Here is a 21,278-nt window from a genome sequence, read left to right as displayed (position 1 = left end):
GTCATTTCCACACCATTACTTGCTTGCTGCTATGCATCTGTCTTCGCGTCCTTCAGGCCGACTCAGGCGACCTGCGGGTTGCCGTCCTGCGGCAGCTGTACCGGATGGCCTGGCTCCTGGCCGGCCACCGGATAAGGCACGTCGATGCCGTCCACTTCCACCGCCACGCTCTCGGGCAGCATCACGATGATCTGGAACGGACGGAAGGCGGCGCCCTCGGCGGTATCGGTGAAGCGGATCTCGATCTTGCCGTGTTCGCGGGTCACGAAGTCCAGCACCGCGTCCATGCCCACGCCGCGGCCGGACACTTCGGTCACTTCGCTGCGGGTGGAGAAGCCGGGCTGCAGGATCAGGCGCGCCAGTTCGGCGTCGCTCAGGGCCTGGTCGACCGTAATCAGGTTCTTTTCGATGCCGATCTGGCGCACGCGCTGCAGGGCCAGGCCGCGGCCGTCGTCCGACAGCGCCATCTGGAACAGGTTGTCCATCACGCCCATTTCCAGCTTGATGGCGCCCGCTTCCGGCTTGCCGGCGGCGACGCGCTCAGCCGTGCCTTCCAGGCCGTGGTCCACGGCATTGCGGATCAGGTGCATGAAGACGTTTTGCAGCAGCGGCGAGGCGAAGCTGTGCACCACGTAGCCGTTGTCTTCGATCTCGACTACCGGCGCCGCCTTGCCCAGGTCGGCGGCCAGCGCCGGCAGCGAATCGGTCACCGGCGCCAACACGTCCTGCACGGCCTCGGTGCCCAGGAGGCGCAGCGTGCGGCGCACCTCGTTGCGCACGGCCACCAGCTCGTGCAGGTTGGCGGTATTGACGTGCTCCAGGCGGTGCAGGCTTTCCTGGATGTGCTTGCGGTCGATGGTCAGGACATGGCGTTCATATCCCGGGCCGGCCTCCGAGGCTTCGGCGGCGGCGCTGCCGCGGCCCAGCGTGACGTCGTTGATGCGGGCGTAGCGGTCGATGATCTCGCGCACCTGGGCCAGTTGCAGCAGCAGGTGTTCCTGGCTCCACACGGCGCCGGTTTCGGGATGACGCAGGTCGTCATAGTGCTGTTCGGCGTCGTGCACCACGTTGGCCAGGTGCAGCAGGCCATAGGTGCGGCCGTTGCCCTTGATGGTGTGCATGTTGCGGAACAGCTTGGCGATGGCGAACGCGGTCGCTTCCGGGTTCTGATGCACGATCTGCTCGTTCTCGTCCAGGAAGCGGCGCGCGCTGCCGATGAACTCGGCGAACTTGGCCGGCGCCACGGCGAGGATCTCGCCGATCATTTCCAGCTCGCGCTTCTGTTCGTTGGCCTCGGCGGCCAACTGGCGCAGCTCGGTGACATCGCGCACGCACAGCATCAGTCGGATCACCATGTCGTTGTCGTCGGTGATCGGCGACCACGACAGGTCGAGGATCTTCTTGTTGCCGCCGGCCATGGTCTTTTCCAGCTCGCCCACCATCAGGTGTTCGTTGAACTCGAAGTTCATGACGTCCTCGCCGATGCAGGCGCCGCCGATGGCTTCGATCTGCGACAGCGTGTCGGCGCCCAGGTTGGTGCCGGAAAACACCAGGTCCATCAGGTCGCGGCCGGCGATGTCGGAGGTCTCGAACACGGTCTCCAGGAAGGCCGAGTATTCGGGGTGGATCTTGTTGCCGTCGACGATGGTCAGGATGCCCTGCGGAATGTTCTGCAGCATGGCCTGCATGTCGGCGGTCTTCTGGCGCACCTGGGCCGAGGCTTCCTCGATCTTTTCCACCATGCCGTTGAAGGCGACGATGGAGTGCCCCACTTCATCCATGCGCTGCACCGGCAGGCGGCGGGTGAAGTCCTGGCTGGTGGCGATCTCGCCCATCATGGTCGACATGCGGCTGATCGGGCCGGTGATCTGGCGGTACAGCAGGAAACCGATGCCGCCCAGCAGCAGCACGGCCACGATGGTCACCATGGTGATGGTGGTGGTGGTTTGCGACAGCTTGCCGTTGAGCGAGGCGATCGCGTTGTCCTTGAAGCGGTTCTTCTCGATGCGCAGGGTGTTGACGATGCCTTCCAGCTCGGTCTGGTACTGCATCACGCCGCCGAAGAACTGCGCCTGGGCGATCTCGTTCTTGCCGGCCAGCTTGAACTTGGCGGTGTTGTCGATGGCGCCGAAGTAGTTGTCCAGGCTTTCCTGGGCCTGCACGATCAGGCCGCGCTGGGCCACGCCGTCGGCCTGCTTTTCCTGCAGCGCCAGGGCTTTTTCGAGCACCGCCTTTTTCTCGGCCAGCTTTTCGTTTTCCTGCACGACCAGCTGGTTGTCGGTTTCGGTGACCATCACCATCGCCGCCAGCTGCACGTCCTTGAGCTGGCCCATCAGGTCGGACGAGGCCAGCACGCTGGGCATCACGCCCTCGGTCACGGATTTGACTTCGACCGCGCTACCGCGGGACTGGTACATCGCATAGCCGCCGATGCCTGCGATGGCGATGAACGTCAGTATCACGAGCAGCGTGATACGCATACGGATGGTCATTGAATTCCCCTTGAAGTGGCGATCCGCGGCACTGTTTCACGCTCATCCCAGGAACGTGAACATTCGATCAGGCCGATCTGGATGCGGGGCGGATTGTTGCACTCAAGTATTACTGCTGCGTGACAATACGCGACACGGTTTGCCGCGAAGCGGCATGGCTCGCGTTCCCGGCAGTTTTCGCAATTGCCGCAAACCTTCTCCGGCGGCGATAGTGCCGCATGGAAATTCTTCGCACTCGCAAGTGGCGACGGAGTCTTCCTACATCAGCTTGGGGGCCTGTCCGATGTGCCCGCGCGCCCGGGCGGACTAATGTGGTGTCTCCATCGATGACAAAGGAGGACATCATGCAGCACAAGCACTCTCCTCAGACATCCGCCCAGCAGCCCCAGCAGCATCAGGCCAACGCTCCGGGCAATCCCTTTGCCGCCCAGGCGGAAAAGCAGCAGCAGGCGATGGCCGCCGAAAACGAGCGCCAGGCCGTCGCGCACGGCCATGTCGACCAGGGCAGCGCGCACATCAAGCAGCCCGACAAGTCGCGCAACGGTTCCTGAGATTCCTTAATCCGAACGCACATCAAGGAGCACATCATGAGCAATACCGCCCCCCTGGCGCAGGAATACGCCAACTCGACCGAAACCGGCCTCGACAAAAGCCGGCCGCAGCGCTTTGCGCAGCAGGACAAACCGCAGGTGCAGACCGGCGCCTCGAGCAAGCCCATGGACGGCAAGAACAAGGCCCGCGAAGAACATCCGATCTCGGTGGGCAAGCCCTGAACACACCGGGCCGGCCCCCGCCGCATCAGCCATAAAAGCAAGATCAATCTCCGGAGCCGCCATGCAAGACGACGTCCAACCAGATACCGAGCGCCCACTGTTGCAGGCGGGGCGCAACTGCTGGCGGCTGGAACACGCCGACCGCTTCAGGCTGCTGGTCGACGCCGCCGACTACTTCAGCGCGCTGCGCTCGGCCCTGCTCAAGGCCGAGCGCAGCGTCTTCATTCTCGGCTGGGACATCGACAGCCGCACGGTGCTGACGCCGCAAGGCGCCGATGACGGCTTCCCCGAGCAGCTGGGCGACCTGCTGCACGCGCTGGTGGCGCGGCGCCCGCGGCTGCACATGCATGTGCTGAACTGGGATTACGCCATGCTCTACGCGCTGGAGCGCGAATGGCTGATGGCCAAGAAGCCCGGTCGCGAGCGCAACAAGCGGCTGGTCTTCCATACCGACGCCCGCCATCCGGTGGGCGCTTCGCATCACCAGAAAGTGGTCGTCATCGACGACAGCCTAGCCTTCGTCGGCGGGCTGGACCTGACGCGTTGCCGCTGGGATACGTCCGACCACGCCGCCGACAATCCCCTGCGCCGCGATCCGGACGGCAAGGCCTACGCCCCGTTCCACGACGTGCAGGCCATGGTCGACGGCAATGCCGCGCGCGCCCTGGGCGAACTGGCGCGGCGTCGCTGGTTCCAGGCCGGTTACGGCGACATCCGGCGGCAGGACATCGAGATGGCCGAGCCGCCTCTGGCCAGCACGCTGCGCGATCTCTGGCCGGAGCAGTTCGCGCCGGACCTGAGCGATATCGAGGTCGGCATCTCCCGCACCGAGCCGGCATACGACGGCCATGCCGGCGTGTTCGAGGTGCGCCAGTTGTATCTCGATGCGATCGCCGGCGCGCGCCGGCACCTGTTCTTCGAGAACCAGTACTTCACCTCCAACGTGCTGGCCGAAGCCTTGGGCGCGCGCCTGCGCGAGCCGGACGGCCCCGAAGTCATGGTGGTGTCGCCCCACACCCAGAGCGGCTGGCTGGAACAGGCCACCATGGGCGCCTTGCGGGCGCGCATCCACCACAGGCTGAAGAATTCGCTGCCGGCGCGGAGCTCGCAAGCCGGCTCCCGGTACCAGATGTACAGCCCGCAGCTGCCGGGGTTGGACGACGAGCAATGCCTGAACGTGCACAGCAAGGTGTTCGCCATGGACGACCGGCTGTTCTCCGTCGGTTCGGCCAACATGAGCAACCGCTCGATGGCCTTCGACACCGAATGCAACCTCACCGTCGAGATCCAGGGCGACGCCGCGCGGCAGGCCGAGACGCGCGCCGCCATCGCGGGGATGCGCAACCGCCTGATCGCCGAACACCTGGGTACGCAAGCCGCAGAAGTCGCTGCGCGCATCGAAGGCGAAGCCAGCCTGCACGGCGCCGTCGCCGCCCTGCGCCAGGAAGGCGGGCGCGAACTGGCGCCGCTGGAGCCGCGCCTGATCCCGGAGCTGGACGCGCTGACCCAGGACAACGCCGTGTTCGACCCCGAGCGCCCGATCAGTCCCGACGAGATCGTCGACGCCTACGTGCCGCGCAGCGCGCGCAAGCCGGTGCCGCGGCGCATGATCGGGCTGGGCCTGTTGGCGGTGGCACTGGTGGCCTTTGCGCTGGCATGGCGCTTCACGCCGCTGCGCGAATACATCAACCTGAGCTCGATGATCGCCCTGGCGCGCAGCGTCGACAAGATGCCCTTCACGCCGGTGATCGTGATCGCCGCCTTCGTCGCCGCCGGCATGCTGATGGTGCCGATCACCGTGCTCATCGCGGTGGCGGGGGTGGTCTTCGGGCCGCTCTACGGCGGCCTGTACGCCACCACCGGCGTGGCCCTGAGCGCGGCGCTGGGCTTCTACCTGGGCAACTGGCTGGGCCACGACGCCTTGCGCCAGATGCTGGGGCCGCGCATCAACAACCTGAGCCGCCGCTTCGCCCAGCGCGGCATCGCGGCGATGGCGGTGATCCGCCTGCTGCCCATCGCGCCCTTCACCGTGGTCAACGTGGTGGCCGGCGCGTCGCACCTGGGCCTGCGCGACTACATGATCGGCACGCTCATCGGCATGGTGCCGGGCATCGTGCTGACGGTGATCTTCTCGCACAACCTGGCCGAGGCGATCCGCCATCCCAGCCTGCAGACCGTGCTGGTGCTGGCGCTGGTGACGGCGGCCCTGATGCTGTCGGCATACGGCCTGCAAAAGCTGCTCAAGCCGCGCGACAGGACCTCGGCATCGGCAAAGCGCGCCGGCCGCGGCGGCAAGGCCGCGCAGGCCATCGGCGAGCACGAGCAGCAGGCGCTGCGCCGCGACGAACCCAAGGCCGACCTCAAGAGCGAGAGCCACTACCAGGAACTGCAAGCGCCCTCGGGCCGTCACGCCCATGTCGAGGCGCGGCGGGCATGAGCATGATGGCGGAGGAAGCGGCCCGAAGCCCGGGAATGGTTGTACCTGCGCCCGCTCCGGCATCGGATACCGAACTGGTGCTCAGCGCCGATGTACCGCTGGCGGGACTTGATCCCTGGCCGTTGACGGTCGCCACCTACAACATCCACAGCGCCGTCGGCACCGACGGCAGGTTCTCGCCGGAACGCATCGCCGGCGTGCTGGGCGAGATCGAGGCCGATGTCATCGCATTGCAGGAAGTCCCGCTGGGCGGCACGGCCCAGCCCAATGTGCTGGACCTGCTGCGCCAGACCACCGGCTTTCATGCGGTGGAAAGCCCCACCATGGAAACCCGCGAGCGCCGCTACGGCAACGCGGTGCTGAGCCGCTATCCGGTGCTGGCCACCGAATCCATCGACCTGTCCTTCGGCAGCCGCGAGCCGCGCGGCGCGCTGGATGCCGATATCGATTGCCACGGCCACATGCTGCGGGTGGTCGCCACCCATCTCGGGTTGAAGCCGGCCGAACGGCGCGAGCAGATCAAGCGCCTGTTGCAGGCCTTCGATACCGACCAGGCGCCGGTGATACTGATGGGAGATGTGAACGAATGGTTCGTCTGGGGCCGCGCCTTGCGCTGGCTGGTGTCGCACTTCGAGCCGGCCCCGGCGCCACGCACGTTTCCGTCGCGCTGGCCGGTGTTTTCACTGGACCGGATCTGGATCAGCCCGCGCCATCGCCTGCTGCAGGTGGAAGTGCACCGCTCGGCGCTGGCGCGGGTGGCGTCGGACCACCTGCCGCTGATCGCGCATATCGACGGCTAGGCATAAGGATGAAGGAGCGCGTCAGCCCGGACGGCGCTTGCCGTTCCAAAGCTTGACCGCCAGCGCCACCCAGATGATCAGGAACAGCGTATTGCAGGGCAGCCAGATCATCTGCGTCCAGACATAATCGCTGACCCAGCTGGCCACCACGTCGCGGCAGCCGCAGACCTCGTTGGCGTACAGCAGCTCGCCGGTCTCGCGGGCGGCAGCGAACTGCGCCCACAGGAAGCCAAAGACCAACGGAATCATCACGAATCCCAGCGCGCACCAGCGCTGGGTCTGGCGGTGCCTGCGGCACCAGTCGATCTTGCGTAACGGGCCTTCGCCCGCGCAACCGTTCATCGCCTCGCTGTGCATTTTTCCCCCTTGCACTTGCATGTGTTCTACGCCCCTGGATCGCCGCGCGGCCGCCTGCAAGACGCCCTCTGCCGAACGGCAACCGTCAACCCGCCTGCCTTGCGGCAAGCCGGTACTTGTCTGATCTGGATGAAGGTATCGAATGGAAGGCGCCTGCCATCTACAGGCGCGTCCGGGCGGAATGGGCGGACGGGTTGTCCGGCCCGTGCTCCGAAGAGCGCGGCAGCGGGTTGTTCACCCTCACCATGTCTTCGGGAAAACGGCTATTTCAAGCGTCAAACGAGACCATCGCGGCGAATGGACATCATTTGTTCTCGCAATAGGAGATTTGCCCAGAACCAATACGATACGTTTCGTCTCGGATTCTAGGTGCAAATTATCTTGCGCTCAACAAAATTTACGCTTGTTAGCTCGAATATTTACGCTTGCCTTTTTACTGTACGACGGGTTGTTCCAGGGCGATGCTGCCGAGCACCAGCTTCAGCTGGGACTGGATCTGGCGCTCGTCGATGTCGGCACTTCCGGTCAGGAGCCGCTGCAGCAAGGGGGCATACAGCAGATCGAACACCAGGTTCAGGTCGAAATCCTCCCTGAACTCGCCGCGCTGGGCACCGCGGCGAAGTACGCTCACCAGCGCCACCCGGCGCGGTTCGAGGTAGTTGTCATTGAAGATGCGCATGGTCTCGTCGTCGAACTGGGCCAGTGCGATCATTTCGCGCACCACGCGGCCCGACTTGCCGCGCAGCAGCTGCGACAGGCGGGTCATGTGGTCTTCGATATCCTGGCGCGAGGAACCGCTGTCGCCGATAGGGGGCATCGGTTCGACGGCTCGCAGCAGGGATTCCATCGCCAGCGCGCTCTTGTTGGGCCACCAGCGATAGATGGTCGCCTTGCCCACGCCCGCGCGCGCAGCCACACCTTCCAGCGACAGCTTGTCGAAGCCGATCTCCTCGAGCATCACATACGTGGCGTCGAGAATGGCGTCGTGGCTGACCGCGTTACGGCGGCGGCCGGTAGCCGGATCGGAAATGAAGGTGAGAGAAATGATGTGCTCCAAATGACAATTGCAGGTAATCCGTGTTGTATAACGGCATGCCTTGCGACAACTTGAGCACTTTTGTCAGAAAAATAGCAAACAGGCGGATGCAGGCCCAGAATGGGGCTTGCGGTGCGGCCGGCGGATGAGCCGCCAGCTCGGCGAAATCCGAATATTTCAATAATAATCAATCACTTGCAGGCGGATATTAATGTTGATTAAAGAATTTTCTCAATCAACATTAACCGGCATTCCCCGCCCCAAATCCGGGCAACGCCGCCCTCAGCGGCTCGCCGCCACCTCATCCAGCAGTTGGCCGAAGCGGTCCAGACGCGGCCGGTAGCCGTGGTCGGCGTCCAGCGAGAAAGCGATGCGCCGGGTGCGCCCCATCAGTTCGCTGCGGCCGAAGAAACCGTAGTAGCGCGAGTCGGCGCTGTTGTCCCGGTTGTCGCCCAGCATCAGGTATTGGTCCGCCGGCACCACCACCGGGCCGTAGCTGCTGCGCAGGCTGGGATGGGACTGCGACAGGCGCACCAGGTGCGACATGTCGCCCAGGTGCTCGTCGCGGTATTCGGCGCGGTCCGTGGCGTCGCCTTCCGGCGCGCGGATCGCCGCATTACTGTAGCTGGCGGCCTGGCCATTGATGTAAAGCACGTTGTCGCGCAATTCCACCACGTCCCCCGGCAGGCCGATCACGCGCTTGAGCAGCAGTTCGCCGGCTTCCTTCGAGTCGACCGTGACGATGTCGCCGCGGCGCGGCTCGCCCAGGCGGGCGATGCTGATATGGGTCAGCGGCACGCGCAGGTCGTAGGCCAATTTGTTGACCAGGATGCGGTCGCCGATCATCACCGTGGGCAGCATGGAGCCGCTGGGCACCACGTTGTAGTCGGCGATGGCGCTGCGAAACACCACCATCAGCGCCATGAAGACCATCAGCCCCTTGTATTCGCCCAGCAGGTTCTTCAATGTCTTCATGGCAAGTCCTTCAAGATTTGTGGTGGCGGATCGGTGCGCCGGCCACCGACGGCGGCTGACCGGACGTCATCCTACCGCGTTCAGCGCCACTCTGCCGCGCACGCGCGCAAGGGCGAGGCCGGCAGATCCCAGCGCAACGGCACGCCGGCGATCCGCAGCGGCGTGCGCAGCCGTCGCGCCGGGCCCCACGCGGTGTTTTCGACGGCCGCGCCCAGGTCCGCTGCCGCTTCCGCAGCAAACGCCGGTTCGACGCCTTCTGCCGGATGCGACGCCAGCAGCCGCGCCGTACGCGCCAGCGACAACCGGTATTGGCTGCCCTCCCCGGCCTGCCGGCGCCGCGTGAGGCCGCGCAACGCAGACGCCGCCAGCAGGTAGCCGGTGGCATGGTCCAGCGCCTGTACCGGCAAGGGCGCGGGTTTGTCGCGGCCCAGCAGGCGCATGCCGGCGTCGGCGATGCCGGCGCTCATCTGCACCAGGCTGTCGAAGCCGCGGCGGCCGGCCCAGGGGCCGCTCCAGCCATAGGCGTCCAGCGCCACGTCGACCAGCGCCCCGTTGAGCTGGCGCCGCCGCGCCGCGCCCAGGCCGAGATGCTCCAGCGCCTGCGGGCGATAGCCGTGCACCAGCACATCGGCCTCGGACAACAGGCGCTCGAACGCCTGCCGGTCCTGCGCCTCCCTGAAATCGAGATGGGCGCAGCGCTTGCCCAGCGTCATCTCGGGCACGACGCCCGGCTCGTCCCACGACACCGGATCGATGCGCAGCACATCCGCGCCGAATGCCGCCAGGAAGCGCGTCGCGGTCGGCCCGGCCAGCACCCGCGTCAGATCCAGCACGCGGATGCCCGCCAGCGGCCGCGCCGCGTCGAAGGGCGCGCCGCGCCTGACGGGAGCGTCGAATCCCTGGCGCCACACCAGCGGCTCGGCCGCCACGGCGATACCCTGGGGATGCGCCGACCACTGCGCGAGACTGCGCATCTCGGCGGCGCAGCCCTGGTTGGCGACGATCGCGGCTTCCAGTTCGCAGCCCTTCCAGCGCGCCACCTCGCGGGCGACGTCTTCGCGCGGCGCGGTCGTCGGATCCAGTCCCAGCACCTGCAGCGCGGCGGCGCGGTGATGCGGCGCGTTGGTGTGCAGCCGGATCCAGCCGTCCGCGCAGCGGTAGTCGCCGGCGACCGAATCCCACAAGGCAGGCGGCGTCCAGCCCTGGGCACGCAAGGAACCGGAGAACCACATCGAGGCCAGGCGACGGTCGCATTCCACCGCAGGCATGGCGCCGCCCGCCGCGGCAACCAGTTCGGCCACCGCCAGGCCGGCCGCGGCAACCGACGCCTGGGCCAGGTCGCTGGTGGCGAACACCGAAGGCAAGGCGCCCCCGCCTTCCAGTCTTACCGTGGAAATCAGGGCCGGCGCGCCGTCCAGGGCGCGCCAGATCTCAGCCAGCATTCGGCCGGCTACGGGGTGGGATGGGAATTCCTGCGACATGGCGTGCTCCTTTTCGAAATGGCGGATGGGTGGATTGCTGCTTGAAGCCAGCTTACTCCGCTTGAATTAATCGTCAATATTGATTAATTTGATCAACATATCCAAGCCGCGAGCCACTCCATGAGCGCCTATCTCTCCTCCGCCGACGCCGCCGCCCTGCTGGGCGTGTCCCGCCAGACCCTGTACGCCTACGTCAGCCGCGGCCTGCTGCATGCCCATCCCGGCGACGATCCGCGCGAGAGTCGCTACCTGGCCGAGGATGTCCGGCGCCTGGCTGGAAGCCGCACGCGCGGGCGCAAGCCCCGGGAAGTGGCCAAGGCCGCGCTCAGTTGGGGACTGCCGGTGCTGGAGTCGTCGCTGACGCTGATCGAGGACGGCCGCCTCTACTACCGGGGGCTGGACGCCGTCGCCTTCAGCGAAGAGGCAGGCATGGAACAGGCCGCGGCGCTGCTGTGGCAGTGCGACGCCGATGAGGCCTTCGGTCCCGAAGCGCCGGCCATGGCGGCCGGCTTCTCCATGCTGCAGACGGGCTTCGCCGGACGCCGCGCCGAGCATGCGCTGCTGCCGCTGTTCTCACTGGCCTGCGGCGACGACCTCGGCGCGCAATGGCAGTTGCAGCCGGGCCGCAGGCTGGCCAGCTGCGGCATGCTGGTGCGTCGCCTGGCAGCCTGCCTGCTGGGCTCCCCGCCATCGGCCGCCCCTGTCCATGCGCAGTGCGCCCAGGCCTGGGGCCTGGAGGCGCACGGCGCCGCGCTGGTCAGGCGCGCCCTGGTGCTGTGCGCGGACCATGAGCTGAACGCATCGGGCTTCACCGCCCGCTGCATCGCCTCCACCGACGCCAGCCTGCAGGCTTGCGTGATCGGCGGGCTGGCCGCCCTGAGCGGCCCGCGCCACGGCGGCACCACGGCAAGGGTGGAAGCGCTGCTGGATGAACTGGCCATGGCCGGCGATATCGCCGCCGGGATCGAAGCGCGCCTGGCGCGCGGCGACGACCTGCCCGGCTTCGGCCATCATCTCTATCCGGCCGGCGATGTGCGCGCCGCCGCGCTGCTGGCCCCCATCCTGCCCGCGCATCCGGACTGGCAGGCCGCCATCGCCCGCATCCGCGAACTCACCGGCCACGCGCCCTCGCTCGACTTCGCGCTGGCCGCGCTGCGCCGCCATCTGGGCTTGCCGCCCGGCAGCGCCTTCGGCATCTTCGCGCTGGGCCGCTCGCTGGGCTGGATCGCCCATGCGCTGGAGCAGCGCGACACCGGCAGCCTGATCCGGCCGCGCGCATCCTATGTCGGGGCACGACCGGAACCCACGCCGTGAGAATCCCGGCGCTTCAGCGCCCGAATTGCAACGAAGTGGTCCTTAAAATTTGTGAATAAGAATTGTTCCGAATATAATCGCTGCTTCGGAACCCGCGCCGCACGCCGGTTCCGTGCCCCGATCCAGCCGCAGTTGCCACGATCACCGGCCGATACGCCTGGCGTTTCGTTCCTCCGTTCAGTCTCCCGTCTGACACATCGTGGCCTATTCCAGCAATTCATTCGAGCACGTCTACAGCAGCCATCACGGCTGGCTGTTCGGCTGGCTATGGCGCAAGCTCGGCTCGCGCGAAGACGCCGCCGAACTGGCCCAGGACACCTTCCTGCGCCTGCTTTCCAGCAAACCGGCCGAAGGCCTGCAGGAGCCGCGCGCCTACCTGCGCACCGTGGCCCACGGCCTGATGGTCAACCACTGGCGCCGCCTGGAGCTGGAGCGCGCCTATCTGGATGCCCTGGCATCGCACCCTGAGCTGCAGGAACCCTCGCCCGAACAACGTTCGCTGGTGCTGGAAACCCTGATGCGCATCGACGCCATGCTCGACCAGCTGCCGCCCAAGGCGCGCCAGGCCTTCCTGATGTCCCAGCTGGACGGCCTGACCTACCTGCAGATTGCCCAGGAACTGGGTGTTTCCGACCGCATGGTGAAAAAGTACATGGCACAGGCCATGCTGCAATGTATGATCCTGCTCGATCAATAATTCGAAAAACGCGCAGCCGACAGCCATGCAGGACCGCCTCCAGCTTTACCCGAAGCAAGACTCCACTCCGCCCCAGCCGACCGCCGACGCCCGCCCGGGCTACGCCGACCTGCAGCAGGCGGCCGAGTGGTTTGCGGTGCTGCGCGCCGACGATGCGGCCGAGACCGACCGCAGCCGCTGGCGCCAGTGGCTGGATGCGGACGAGCGCCACCGCGCCGCCTGGAGCCGGGTCGAGGCCGTCAATGCCGAATTCGGCGTGATGCCGCAGGTGGTCGGCCATCGCGTGCTGGCCCGGAACGGCCAGCATCGCCGCAAGGCGATCAAGACCCTGGCATGGCTGGCCGCCGGCGTGACCGTGGCCGGCAGCGTCGGCAGCTCGCGCGAAGTGCGCGGCTACTTCGCCGCGCTGACCGCGCAATACCGTACCGAAGTGGGCGAAACCCGCCGCCAGCAGCTGGCCGACGGCTCGCTGCTGTGGCTCAACACCGCCAGCGCCGCCGACGCCGACTACAGCGACGTGCTGCGCCGCATCGCCCTGCATCGCGGCGAAATCATGATCCAGACCGCCCACGACAAGCGCGACCCCGCGCGCCCATTGGTGGTGGACGTGCCGGCCGGGCGCATGCAGGCGCTGGGCACGCGCTTTCTGGTCAGGCTGGAAGAGCGCGCCACGGTGCTCACCGTGCTGGAAGGCAAGGTCATGATCAGCCCCTCGGGCAAGGCCGCGCCGTTGATGCTGCCGGCCGGATCGCGGGTGCGTTTCGACGCCGATGCCATGGGCACGCCCACGCCCGCCGACGAAAGCATGGCCGCCTGGTCGCGCAACCTGCTCATGCCCGACGGCATGCGGCTCGACGACTTCCTGGCCGAACTGGGCCGCTACCGCCGCGGCCATCTGGGCTGTGCGCCCGAAGTCGCCGCCCTGCCGCTGGTCGGCGTCTATCCCATCAACGATACCGACCGCGTACTGGCCGCGCTGGAAGCCAGCCTGCCGGTCAAGGTGCGCCGCATCCTGCCCTGGTGGGTCACGGTCGAGGCCAAAGATCCTCCGCCGGGCAAGCCAGGCTGAGCTCCGGATTTTTCGCATGGCCGGTTCCCCTTTTTGAATCTCGCTTGGCAATGGAAGCAACAGACCAAGACGTTCAAGATCCGAAAAGACCACCCATGCGCCACGTTTCCGACATCGCTCCGTCCGTTCAACCGCGCCTGCGCACGCTCGCGCTGGCCGTCCACCTGGCCGCGCTGGCGCTGCCCCTGCTGGCGGCGCCCGCCGTCCACGCGCAGCAAGCCCAGGCCCAGGCCGCCACACGCAGCTACAGCATCGCCGCCGGTCCGCTGGGCCAGGCGCTGCGCCAGTTCGCCGCCGAAGCCGGCATCCTGCTCTCGGCCGACGCCCGCCTGACCCAGGGAAAATCCTCGCCCGGCCTGCAAGGCAGCGTCTCGCCCGACCAGGGCCTGGCGCGGCTGCTGGCCGGCAGCGGCTTGTCGGCGGTGCGCCAGCCTGACGGCAGCTTCATCGTGATCAACGCCGGCGCCACCAGCGCCAGCGCCGACGGCCAGCTGCCGCAGGTGGCGGTGACCGCCGCGCCCACCGGCGAGGCCGACGGCACCTACCGCGCCGTCCCCAACGCCTCGACCCTGCGCGGAGCGGCCTCCATGCTGGATGTGCCGCAGATCGTCAACATCGTGCCGGCTCAGGTGATCAAGGACCAGCGCCCGCGCAACCTGGACGATGCCGTGGGCGCCATCAGCGGCCTGACCCAGGGCAATACCCTGGCCAGCACCCAGGACACCATCATGAAACGCGGCTTCGGCGGCAACCGCGACGGTTCGGTCATGCGCAACGGCATGCCGCTGGTGCAGGGGCGCGCGTTCAACGTCACCGCCGAAAGCGTGGAAGTGCTCAAGGGGCCGTCCTCGCTGCTGTACGGCCTGATGGATCCGGGCGGCGTGATCAACATCGTCACCAAAAAACCGCAGCTGGCCCAGCGCAACGAGATTTCCTTCGCCGGCTCCACCTATGGCGACGGCAAGAACGGCGGCCAGCTCACGCTCGACACCACCGGCCCGATCGGCGACTCCGGCCTGGCCTATCGCCTGATCGTCGACCGCACCGACCAGAACTACTGGCGCAACTACGGCCAGATCCAGGAAACCGTGGTCGCCCCGTCGCTGGCCTGGTACGGGCGCGACACGCAGGTCGTGTTCTCGATGGAACAGCGCGAATTCCTCTACCCCTTCGACCGCGGCACCGCGATCGACTCGCGCACCGGCCGCCCGCTCGCCATCCCCGCCGAGCGCCGCCTGGACGAACCCGGCAACGACATGAAAGGCAGCAGCGAAACCACCCAGCTGAGCATCGACCACCGGCTCAACGCCGACTGGAAGACCCATGTCGGCCTGAGCTACAACCGCGAGGTCTACGACGCGCGCCAGCTGCGCGTGGCGGGCGTCAACCCGGTCACCGGCGTAGTCTCGCGCAGCAACGACGGCACCCGTGGCGCGCTGTCGACCGACAGCTACGCCATCGCCTACGCCGACGGCCGCCTGGACCTGGGCGGCTTGCGCCACGAGGTCCAGTTCGGCGCCGACATCGAGTACCGCAAGATCTATCGCGCCGACCTGCTGCGCGGCGCCTCCACCAGCACCAGCTTCAACTTCCTCAATCCGGTGTACGGCCTGGCGCAGCCGGCCAGCGTGGTGTCCGCCGGCGACAGCGACCAGACCGACCTGCTGCACAACAAGTCGCTGTTCGTGCAGGATGCGCTGCACCTGGGCGAGCGCTGGATCGCCGTGGCCGGCCTGCGCTACCAGGACTACAGCCAGCTGGCCGGGCGCGGCCGCCCGTTCAAGGCCAACACCGACCTCTCCGGCGACAAATGGCTGCCGCGCGCCGGCCTGATCTACAAGCTGGACGAGCAGCTCTCGCTGTACGCCAGCTACACCCAGTCGCTCAAGCCGACCTCGTCGATCGCGCCGCTGACCGGCGGCATGGTGATCGACTCCAACGTCCCGCCGGAAGAAGCCAAGTCCTGGGAAGGCGGCGTGAAATACGACAACCCGGGCGGCCTGTCCGGCACGCTGGCGGTGTTCGACATCAGGAAGAAGAATGTGCTGGTGTCGCAGTTCAACGCCTCCACGGGCCTGACCGACTGGCGCACCTCGGGCGCGGCGCGCTCGCGCGGGGTCGAACTGGATGTGACCGGTCAGCTCACCAGGCGCCTGGCCATGATCGGCAGCTACGCCTGGCTCGACGCCAAGACCACCGAAGACCCGGTCTTCACCGGCCTGCGCCTGTGGAACGTGGCCCGCCAGACCGCCGCGCTGAGCATGGCCTACGACGTCGGCCCGGTGACCGGCGGCGACCGGCTGCGCGTGGGCGGCGGCGGCCGCTACGTGGGCGAGCGCCCGGGCGATTCGGCCAACAGCTTCATGCTGCCGTCCTACACGGTGGCCGACGCCTTCGCCACCTACGACACGACGATAGGCGGCAAGGCCGTCAAGTTCCAGTTCAACATCAAGAACCTGTTCAACAAGACCTACTACACCTCCAGCGCCAACCAGTACTTCGTCTCCATGGGCGACGCGCGCCAGTTCTCGCTGCTGACCTCGCTGGAGTTCTGAGCATGAGCGCGCGCAAGATCGCGGCAGTCGCGCTGGCGGCGGCCCTGCTGTCGGCCCATGCCCTTGTCCATGCCGATATCGAGGTCGGCCAGGGCATGCCCGCGGCCACCGTGCGCAGTGACGTGCTACCCGGCAGCGGCCACAGCTGGAGCGTCGGGCTCAACCGGCCCGGCCGGTAGCGCTGCGAGCGCCGTCGTAGCGCAAGGCGTCGACCACCAGTCCGAAGGCCGGCGACGATTGCCGGCGGCTGGCGTAGTACAGGTGGTAGCCCGGGAACGTCGGCGTCCAGGCCTTGAGCAGGTGCTTGAGCTCGCCGCCGGCCAGATAGGGCGCGGCCATGTCCTCCGGCACGTAAGCCACGCCGCAGCCGGCCAGCGCCGCGCGCAGGATGGGCGCGCTGCTGTTGAAGGTCCATTGTCCCTGGACGCGGGCCTTGAGCGGATGCCCGTCGCGCTCCAGCTCCCAGGCCATCAGCCCGCCGCGGGTCGGCAGGCGCAGGTTGATGCAATTGTGCTGCGCCAGGTCGGCCGGCGTGCGCGGAAGCGTCCTGCCGGCCAGATAGGCGGGCGCGCCCACCACCACCATGCGCAGGTCCGGGCCGATGCGCACGGCGATCATGTCCTTCTCCACCTGGTCTCCCAGGCGCACGCCGGCGTCATACCGGCCGGCGACGATATCGGTCAGGCCGTAGTCGACCGTGATTTCCACGTTGATGTCGGGATACTGCGCGCTCAGCTGGTGCAGGCGCGGCCATAGCACCGTGTTGGCGGCGTGCTCTGCGGCCGTGATGCGGATGCTGCCGGCCGGCTTGTCCTTCAGTTCGGTCAGCGCCGCCAGCTCCGATTCGATCTCTTCAAAGCGCGGGCCGATGGCCAGCGCCAGACGCTCCCCGGCCTCGGTGGCCGACACGCTGCGCGTGGTGCGGGTCAGCAGGCGCACGCCCAGGCGCGCCTCCAGCGCGCGGATGGTGTGGCTCAGGGCCGACTGCGAAACGCCCATCTGGGCGGCGGCGCGGGTGAAGCTGCCCTCGCGCGCCACCGCGATGAAAGCCAGCAGGTCGTTGTAGTTCTCGCGGCCCATTGATGAACTCCTTTCATAAGCTCATGTTGATTATAGGCTCTAATCAAATAAGCGCCGCACCCGTACCATGCACTGCATCGCTCGCTACAAGGGGGGCAACGCAAAGGAGAATCCGCATGAAAACACGCAAACTCGGCACCACCGGACTGGAGGTCTCGGCGCTCGGACTGGGCTGCATGGGCCTGAGCTTCGGCTACGGCCCGGCGGTGAGCAAGGAAGACGGCATCAGGCTGATCCGCTCGGCCTTCGAACAGGGCGTCACCTTCTTCGACACCGCCGAAGCCTACGGCCGCTTCAACGAGGAACTGGTTGGCGAGGCGCTCGCCCCGTTCCGCGACCAGGTCGTGATCGCCACCAAGTTCGGTTTCAGGGACGGCGATGCCACCAAGGGCGTGGACAGCCGTCCGGAGCGCATCCGCGCGGTCGCCGAGGCCTCGCTCAGGCATTTGAAGACCGACCGCATCGACCTGTTCTACCAGCATCGCGTCGATCCCTCCGTTCCCGTCGAGGACGTAGCCGGCACCGTCAGGGACCTGATCGCCGAAGGCAAGGTCGGGCACTTCGGCATGTCCGAGGCCGGCGAGCAGTCGTTGCGCCGCGCTCATGCGGTGCAGCCGGTGGCGGCCCTGCAGAGCGAGTATTCGCTGTGGTGGCGCGAGCCGGAAGAAAAGGTGCTGCCCACGCTGCGCGAGCTGGGCATCGGCTTCGTCCCGTTCAGCCCGCTGGGCAAGGGTTTCCTGACCGGCGCCATTGACGACAAGACCAGTTTCGACAAGTCTGACTTCCGCAACATCGTGCCGCGCTTCGATGAAGAGAACCGCCGCGCCAACGCCGCCCTGATCGATGTCCTGGGCCGCATCGCCGCGCCGCGCGGCCTGACCCGCGCGCAGATCGCGCTGGCCTGGCTGCTGGCGCGGGAGCCGTGGATCGCGCCGATTCCGGGCACCACCAAGCTGCACCGCCTGCAAGAGAACCTGGGCGCGGCCGATGTCGCCCTGAGCCCGCAAGACCTGGCCGACATCGAAGCGGCGCTGGCGCAGATCAGGATCGCGGGCGACCGCTACCCGGCCCACCTACAACAGCGCGTGGACCGCTGAAGCAATGCCGGGCAGTGCGCATCCGCCCGGCATGCGCACACCAAACGCCGTCGCGCGCAGCGCCGCCGACGGCATCGGCGCTTTTGCGCTACAGTTCCCGCTTTGAGAAGTTCTTCCCGACCCGCGCCCGCTTACCCCCAATGTCCCCCTCGCCCTCAAGTTCAAGTTCCAGCCCCGACCACGCCGCCACCGAATCCGCCGCCCGCCAGAGCCTGCTCACGCTGGGTCTCCTCAGCGCGCTGATGGCCTTCGCCTCGATCTCCACCGACGTCTACCTGCCGGCGCTGCCGGCCATGAGCGTGGCCCTGAACGCCGGCCACGGCGCGATGGAACTGACCATCTCCAGCTACCTGATCGGCTTCAGCCTGGGCCAGCTGGTGTGGGGACCGATCAGCGACCGCTACGGCCGGCGCCTGCCGGTGGCCGTCGGGCTAGTGCTGTTTGCGATCGGATCGGCCGGCTGTGCGCTGGCCGACAGCGTCGCCGCGATGATCGCTTGGCGCGTCCTGCAGGCGGTGGGAGCGTGCGCCAGCGTGGTGCTGGCGCGCGCCATGGTGCGCGACCTCTACGCCGGACCGCAAGCCGCGCGCATGATGTCGACGCTGATGACGGTCACCGCCATCGCGCCATTGATCGGCCCTGCCGTGGGCAGCCTGATCCTGCAGGCTGCCTCCTGGCGCGCGATCTTCTGGACGCTGCTGGGCGTGGGCGTGGCCACGCTGCTGGCGCTGCGCCGCCTGCCCGAGACTCTGCCGGCCGAACGTCGCAACCCGCATGCATTGAATGGCGCGCTGGCTATCTACGCCGGCCTGCTGCGCCAACGCCGTATCCTTGCCTACATGGGCACCGGCGGTTTCTTCTATGGCGGCATCTACGCCTATGTGGCTGGCACTCCGGCGGCCTACATCAGCTACCACCACATGTCGCCGCAGGCTTATGGAGTGCTGTTCTCACTAGGTATTGTCGGCATCATGGCCACCAATCAGATCAGCTCTCGCCTGGTGCTGAAAATGGGCAGTGAACGCCTCATGCGCATCGGTGCGCTGTGCGCCGCAGGCTCCGGCCTGCTGCTGGCGCTCACCGCCGGTTTCGATGTCGGGGGCGTGCCCGGCCTGGCGCTGCCGCTTTTCGTGTACGTTGGTTCCAACGGCCTGATCGTGGCAAACGCCATCGCCGGCGCCCTGACCGGTTATGCCGAACGCGCAGGGGCGGTATCGGCGCTGGTCGGCGCCTCTCATTACGGCACTGGCATCCTGGGCTCCGCGCTGGTCGGTCTGCTGGCCGACGGCACGCCGTGGCCGATGGGCCTGATCATCGCGATCTGCGGCGTCGGCACAGCGTTCTGCGCACTTTCGGTGCCGCACAGGAATGCGGCGTCAAACTGACAGAATTGTCATATTGACGTCAGGCTGCCGTTGATCGGCAAAAGGTACATTGTCGGCAAGTAAAAGCAGTGGCCGACGTGTTCGCGCTGAGGGGCGTGGAATGGCGGCCTGTCCGTCATCAGTATGCCCACCCGTGTACACCCTATGGTCGTTCCGTTTCGCCGTGCCGCAACCAGCGTCAGCACCAGTCATTTCACTCATCCCAAACATCAATCCCCCTTCCGCGCCGCAAGGGGAATGACTGCGCTGGCGCTGGCTGCACTGCTGGCGGGCTGCGCCGTCGGTCCGGACTATGTCCGGCCGACGATGGAGCTGCCCCAGGCCTACAAGGAGGACGGTCCGTGGAAAGTTGCCGCCCCCGGCCAGGTCGACGGCAACCAGCGCTGGTGGGAAGCCTATGGCGACCCCATCCTCAATGACCTGATCGTCCAGGCCAACGCTGCCAACCAGAACATCCAGCAGGCCGCCGCGCAATATCGCCAGGCCCAGGCCGCGTCGCAGATCGCGCGCGCCAGCCTGTGGCCCACCGTCGGCGCCCAGGCCGGCGCCGCCCGCGCCCAGACCAACACCAACGGGACCCAGCGCCTGGCCGACAGCTATACCGTCGGCCTCAACGCCTCCTGGGAGGCCGACATCTGGGGCCGCATCCGCCGCGGCGCCGAGGCCGGCGACGCCAATGCCCAGGCCAGCGCCGCCAGCCTGGCGGCGGCCCGGTTGTCGATCCAGGCCACGCTGGCCCAGGATTACCTGCAGCTGCGCGTGACCGACCTGCAAAAGGACCTGTACCGTCGCACCGTCGAGGCCTACACCCGTTCGCTGCAGCTGACCACCCACCAATACGAGGCCGGCACCGCCCTGCGCTCCGATGTGGCCCAGGCCGAGACCCAATTGCGCTCGGCCCAGGCCCAACTGATCGACCTCGACGCCACGCGCAACCAGCTGGAGCACGCCATCGCCATGCTGATTGGCCGTGCACCCGCGGCCTTCTCGCTGGCGCCGTTGCAGGCAGCCGCTGCCAGCGACAGCGCGATGGACGCCAATGCCCAACGCCTGCAGGCCAGCCTGCCGCAGATCCCGACCGGCCTGCCCTCCGAACTGCTGGAGCGCCGCCCCGACATCGCCAATGCCGAGCGCCTGGCCGCCGCCGCCAACGCCAACATCGGCGTGGCCCGTGCGGCCTACTTCCCGACACTGACGCTGTCGGCCTCGGGCGGCTACAACAGCCTGGCCTTCGGGCAGTTGTTCGATACCCCGAGCCGGGTCTGGTCGCTGGGCGCGGCGCTGGCCGAAACCATCTTCGACGGCGGCGCCCGCAGCGCCCGCAACGACCAGGCGGTAGCCGCCTATGACGCCGCCGTGGCGCAATACAAGCAGACCGTGCTGGGCGGCTTGCAGGAGGTGGAAGACAACCTCTCCACCCTGCGCGTGCTGGACCGCGAGAGCGAGGTCCAGGCGCAGGCCGTGAAGGCGGCGCAACTGGCCGAACGCCTGGCGATGAGCCAGTACCAGGCCGGCACCGTGACCTATCTGTCGGTGGTGACCACCCAGGCCACCTCGCTGACCAACCAGCGCACCGCCGTCACGTTGCTGGGCCGCCAGCTGGTGGCCAGCGTGGCGCTGGTCAAGGCCACCGGCGGCGGCTGGCATGCCGGCCAGGCGGAACCACAGCCACCGCTGGCCGCACGCTGATCCGACTCCATTTCAGACATTCACCGCGATCTCTACCGAAC

General features: G+C 67.4%; 18 protein-coding genes. 12 read left to right on the top strand and 6 right to left on the bottom strand.

All coding sequences use genetic code 11. The annotated features are described in order from the left end of the window. Nucleotides 1-62 precede the first annotated feature (62 nt). Complete coding sequence (locus tag CEJ42_RS00270) at nucleotides 63-2,492, bottom strand: HAMP domain-containing protein (RefSeq protein WP_088749707.1); 2,430 nt, start codon at nucleotides 2,490-2,492, stop codon at nucleotides 63-65. 344 nt (nucleotides 2,493-2,836) lie between these two features. Between CEJ42_RS00270 and CEJ42_RS00265 the strand changes: the two genes are divergently transcribed. The 4 genes from CEJ42_RS00265 to CEJ42_RS00250 all read left to right on the top strand — a co-directional run bounded on the left by CEJ42_RS00265 (nucleotide 2,837) and on the right by CEJ42_RS00250 (nucleotide 6,502). Further along, complete coding sequence (locus tag CEJ42_RS00265; RefSeq protein WP_129587653.1) at nucleotides 2,837-3,043, top strand: hypothetical protein; 207 nt, start codon at nucleotides 2,837-2,839, stop codon at nucleotides 3,041-3,043. A 36-nt stretch (nucleotides 3,044-3,079) separates the two neighbouring features. Next, nucleotides 3,080-3,265, top strand: coding sequence for a hypothetical protein (locus CEJ42_RS00260; protein ID WP_088749706.1), 186 nt, complete (start codon nucleotides 3,080-3,082; stop codon nucleotides 3,263-3,265). A 61-nt stretch (nucleotides 3,266-3,326) separates the two neighbouring features. Then, the gene (locus tag CEJ42_RS00255; RefSeq protein ID WP_088749705.1) at nucleotides 3,327-5,702 is read left to right on the top strand and encodes a VTT domain-containing protein; all 2,376 of its coding nucleotides are present in this window, start codon (nucleotides 3,327-3,329) and stop codon (nucleotides 5,700-5,702) included. Nucleotides 5,703-5,704: 2 nt separating this feature from the next. Beyond that, nucleotides 5,705-6,502 (top strand): endonuclease/exonuclease/phosphatase family protein, encoded by a 798-nt coding sequence (locus CEJ42_RS00250; protein ID WP_420840742.1) that lies wholly within the window; start codon nucleotides 5,705-5,707, stop codon nucleotides 6,500-6,502. 21 nt (nucleotides 6,503-6,523) lie between these two features. On the opposite strand, the gene CEJ42_RS00245 is transcribed toward CEJ42_RS00250, so the two are convergent. From CEJ42_RS00245 to CEJ42_RS00230, 4 genes are all read right to left on the bottom strand, one after another. Next, on the bottom strand, nucleotides 6,524-6,859 hold the full coding sequence (locus CEJ42_RS00245; protein ID WP_237772481.1) for a hypothetical protein: 336 nt from the start codon (nucleotides 6,857-6,859) through the stop codon (nucleotides 6,524-6,526). A 433-nt stretch (nucleotides 6,860-7,292) separates the two neighbouring features. Beyond that, nucleotides 7,293-7,916: a TetR/AcrR family transcriptional regulator gene (locus CEJ42_RS00240; RefSeq protein ID WP_217507411.1), complete on the bottom strand. Its 624-nt coding sequence runs from the start codon at nucleotides 7,914-7,916 to the stop codon at nucleotides 7,293-7,295. Nucleotides 7,917-8,177: 261 nt separating this feature from the next. Further along, on the bottom strand, nucleotides 8,178-8,870 hold the full coding sequence (gene lepB / locus CEJ42_RS00235; protein ID WP_088749702.1) for a signal peptidase I: 693 nt from the start codon (nucleotides 8,868-8,870) through the stop codon (nucleotides 8,178-8,180). A gap of 80 nt (nucleotides 8,871-8,950) precedes the next feature. Continuing rightward, nucleotides 8,951-10,312 (bottom strand): CoA transferase, encoded by a 1,362-nt coding sequence (locus CEJ42_RS00230; protein ID WP_243397744.1) that lies wholly within the window; start codon nucleotides 10,310-10,312, stop codon nucleotides 8,951-8,953. A 159-nt stretch (nucleotides 10,313-10,471) separates the two neighbouring features. On the opposite strand from CEJ42_RS00230, the gene CEJ42_RS00225 reads away from it, so the two are divergent. From CEJ42_RS00225 to CEJ42_RS24915, 5 genes are all read left to right on the top strand, one after another. Next, nucleotides 10,472-11,665 (top strand): citrate synthase family protein, encoded by a 1,194-nt coding sequence (locus tag CEJ42_RS00225; protein ID WP_088749700.1) that lies wholly within the window; start codon nucleotides 10,472-10,474, stop codon nucleotides 11,663-11,665. A 199-nt stretch (nucleotides 11,666-11,864) separates the two neighbouring features. Then, nucleotides 11,865-12,362, top strand: coding sequence for a sigma-70 family RNA polymerase sigma factor (locus tag CEJ42_RS00220; protein WP_079214882.1), 498 nt, complete (start codon nucleotides 11,865-11,867; stop codon nucleotides 12,360-12,362). Nucleotides 12,363-12,387: 25 nt separating this feature from the next. Next, nucleotides 12,388-13,431 (top strand): FecR domain-containing protein, encoded by a 1,044-nt coding sequence (locus tag CEJ42_RS00215; RefSeq protein ID WP_088749698.1) that lies wholly within the window; start codon nucleotides 12,388-12,390, stop codon nucleotides 13,429-13,431. A gap of 95 nt (nucleotides 13,432-13,526) precedes the next feature. Next, complete coding sequence (locus CEJ42_RS00210; RefSeq protein ID WP_243397743.1) at nucleotides 13,527-15,986, top strand: TonB-dependent siderophore receptor; 2,460 nt, start codon at nucleotides 13,527-13,529, stop codon at nucleotides 15,984-15,986. A gap of 2 nt (nucleotides 15,987-15,988) precedes the next feature. After that, nucleotides 15,989-16,165, top strand: coding sequence for a hypothetical protein (locus CEJ42_RS24915; RefSeq protein ID WP_165774359.1), 177 nt, complete (start codon nucleotides 15,989-15,991; stop codon nucleotides 16,163-16,165). Here CEJ42_RS24915 and CEJ42_RS00205 read toward each other — a convergent pair. After that, nucleotides 16,146-17,066: a LysR family transcriptional regulator gene (locus CEJ42_RS00205; protein WP_088749696.1), complete on the bottom strand. Its 921-nt coding sequence runs from the start codon at nucleotides 17,064-17,066 to the stop codon at nucleotides 16,146-16,148. The genes CEJ42_RS24915 and CEJ42_RS00205 overlap by 20 nt on opposite strands. A gap of 116 nt (nucleotides 17,067-17,182) precedes the next feature. On the opposite strand from CEJ42_RS00205, the gene CEJ42_RS00200 reads away from it, so the two are divergent. The 3 genes from CEJ42_RS00200 to CEJ42_RS00190 all read left to right on the top strand — a co-directional run bounded on the left by CEJ42_RS00200 (nucleotide 17,183) and on the right by CEJ42_RS00190 (nucleotide 21,237). After that, entirely contained in the window at nucleotides 17,183-18,163 is a 981-nt protein-coding gene (locus CEJ42_RS00200) for an aldo/keto reductase (RefSeq protein WP_088749695.1), read from the top strand. A 140-nt stretch (nucleotides 18,164-18,303) separates the two neighbouring features. After that, nucleotides 18,304-19,548 (top strand): multidrug effflux MFS transporter, encoded by a 1,245-nt coding sequence (locus CEJ42_RS00195; protein ID WP_088749694.1) that lies wholly within the window; start codon nucleotides 18,304-18,306, stop codon nucleotides 19,546-19,548. A gap of 237 nt (nucleotides 19,549-19,785) precedes the next feature. Next, complete coding sequence (locus CEJ42_RS00190; RefSeq protein ID WP_088749693.1) at nucleotides 19,786-21,237, top strand: efflux transporter outer membrane subunit; 1,452 nt, start codon at nucleotides 19,786-19,788, stop codon at nucleotides 21,235-21,237. Nucleotides 21,238-21,278 lie beyond the last annotated feature (41 nt).

Origin of the sequence: Herbaspirillum robiniae, from assembly GCF_002213415.1 — a bacterium.
GTDB classification, from domain to species: Bacteria; Pseudomonadota; Gammaproteobacteria; order Burkholderiales; family Burkholderiaceae_D; genus Herbaspirillum; species Herbaspirillum robiniae.
Note: the sequence above shows the minus strand (reverse complement) of the source record. Positions and strands in the feature narration are given on the sequence as shown.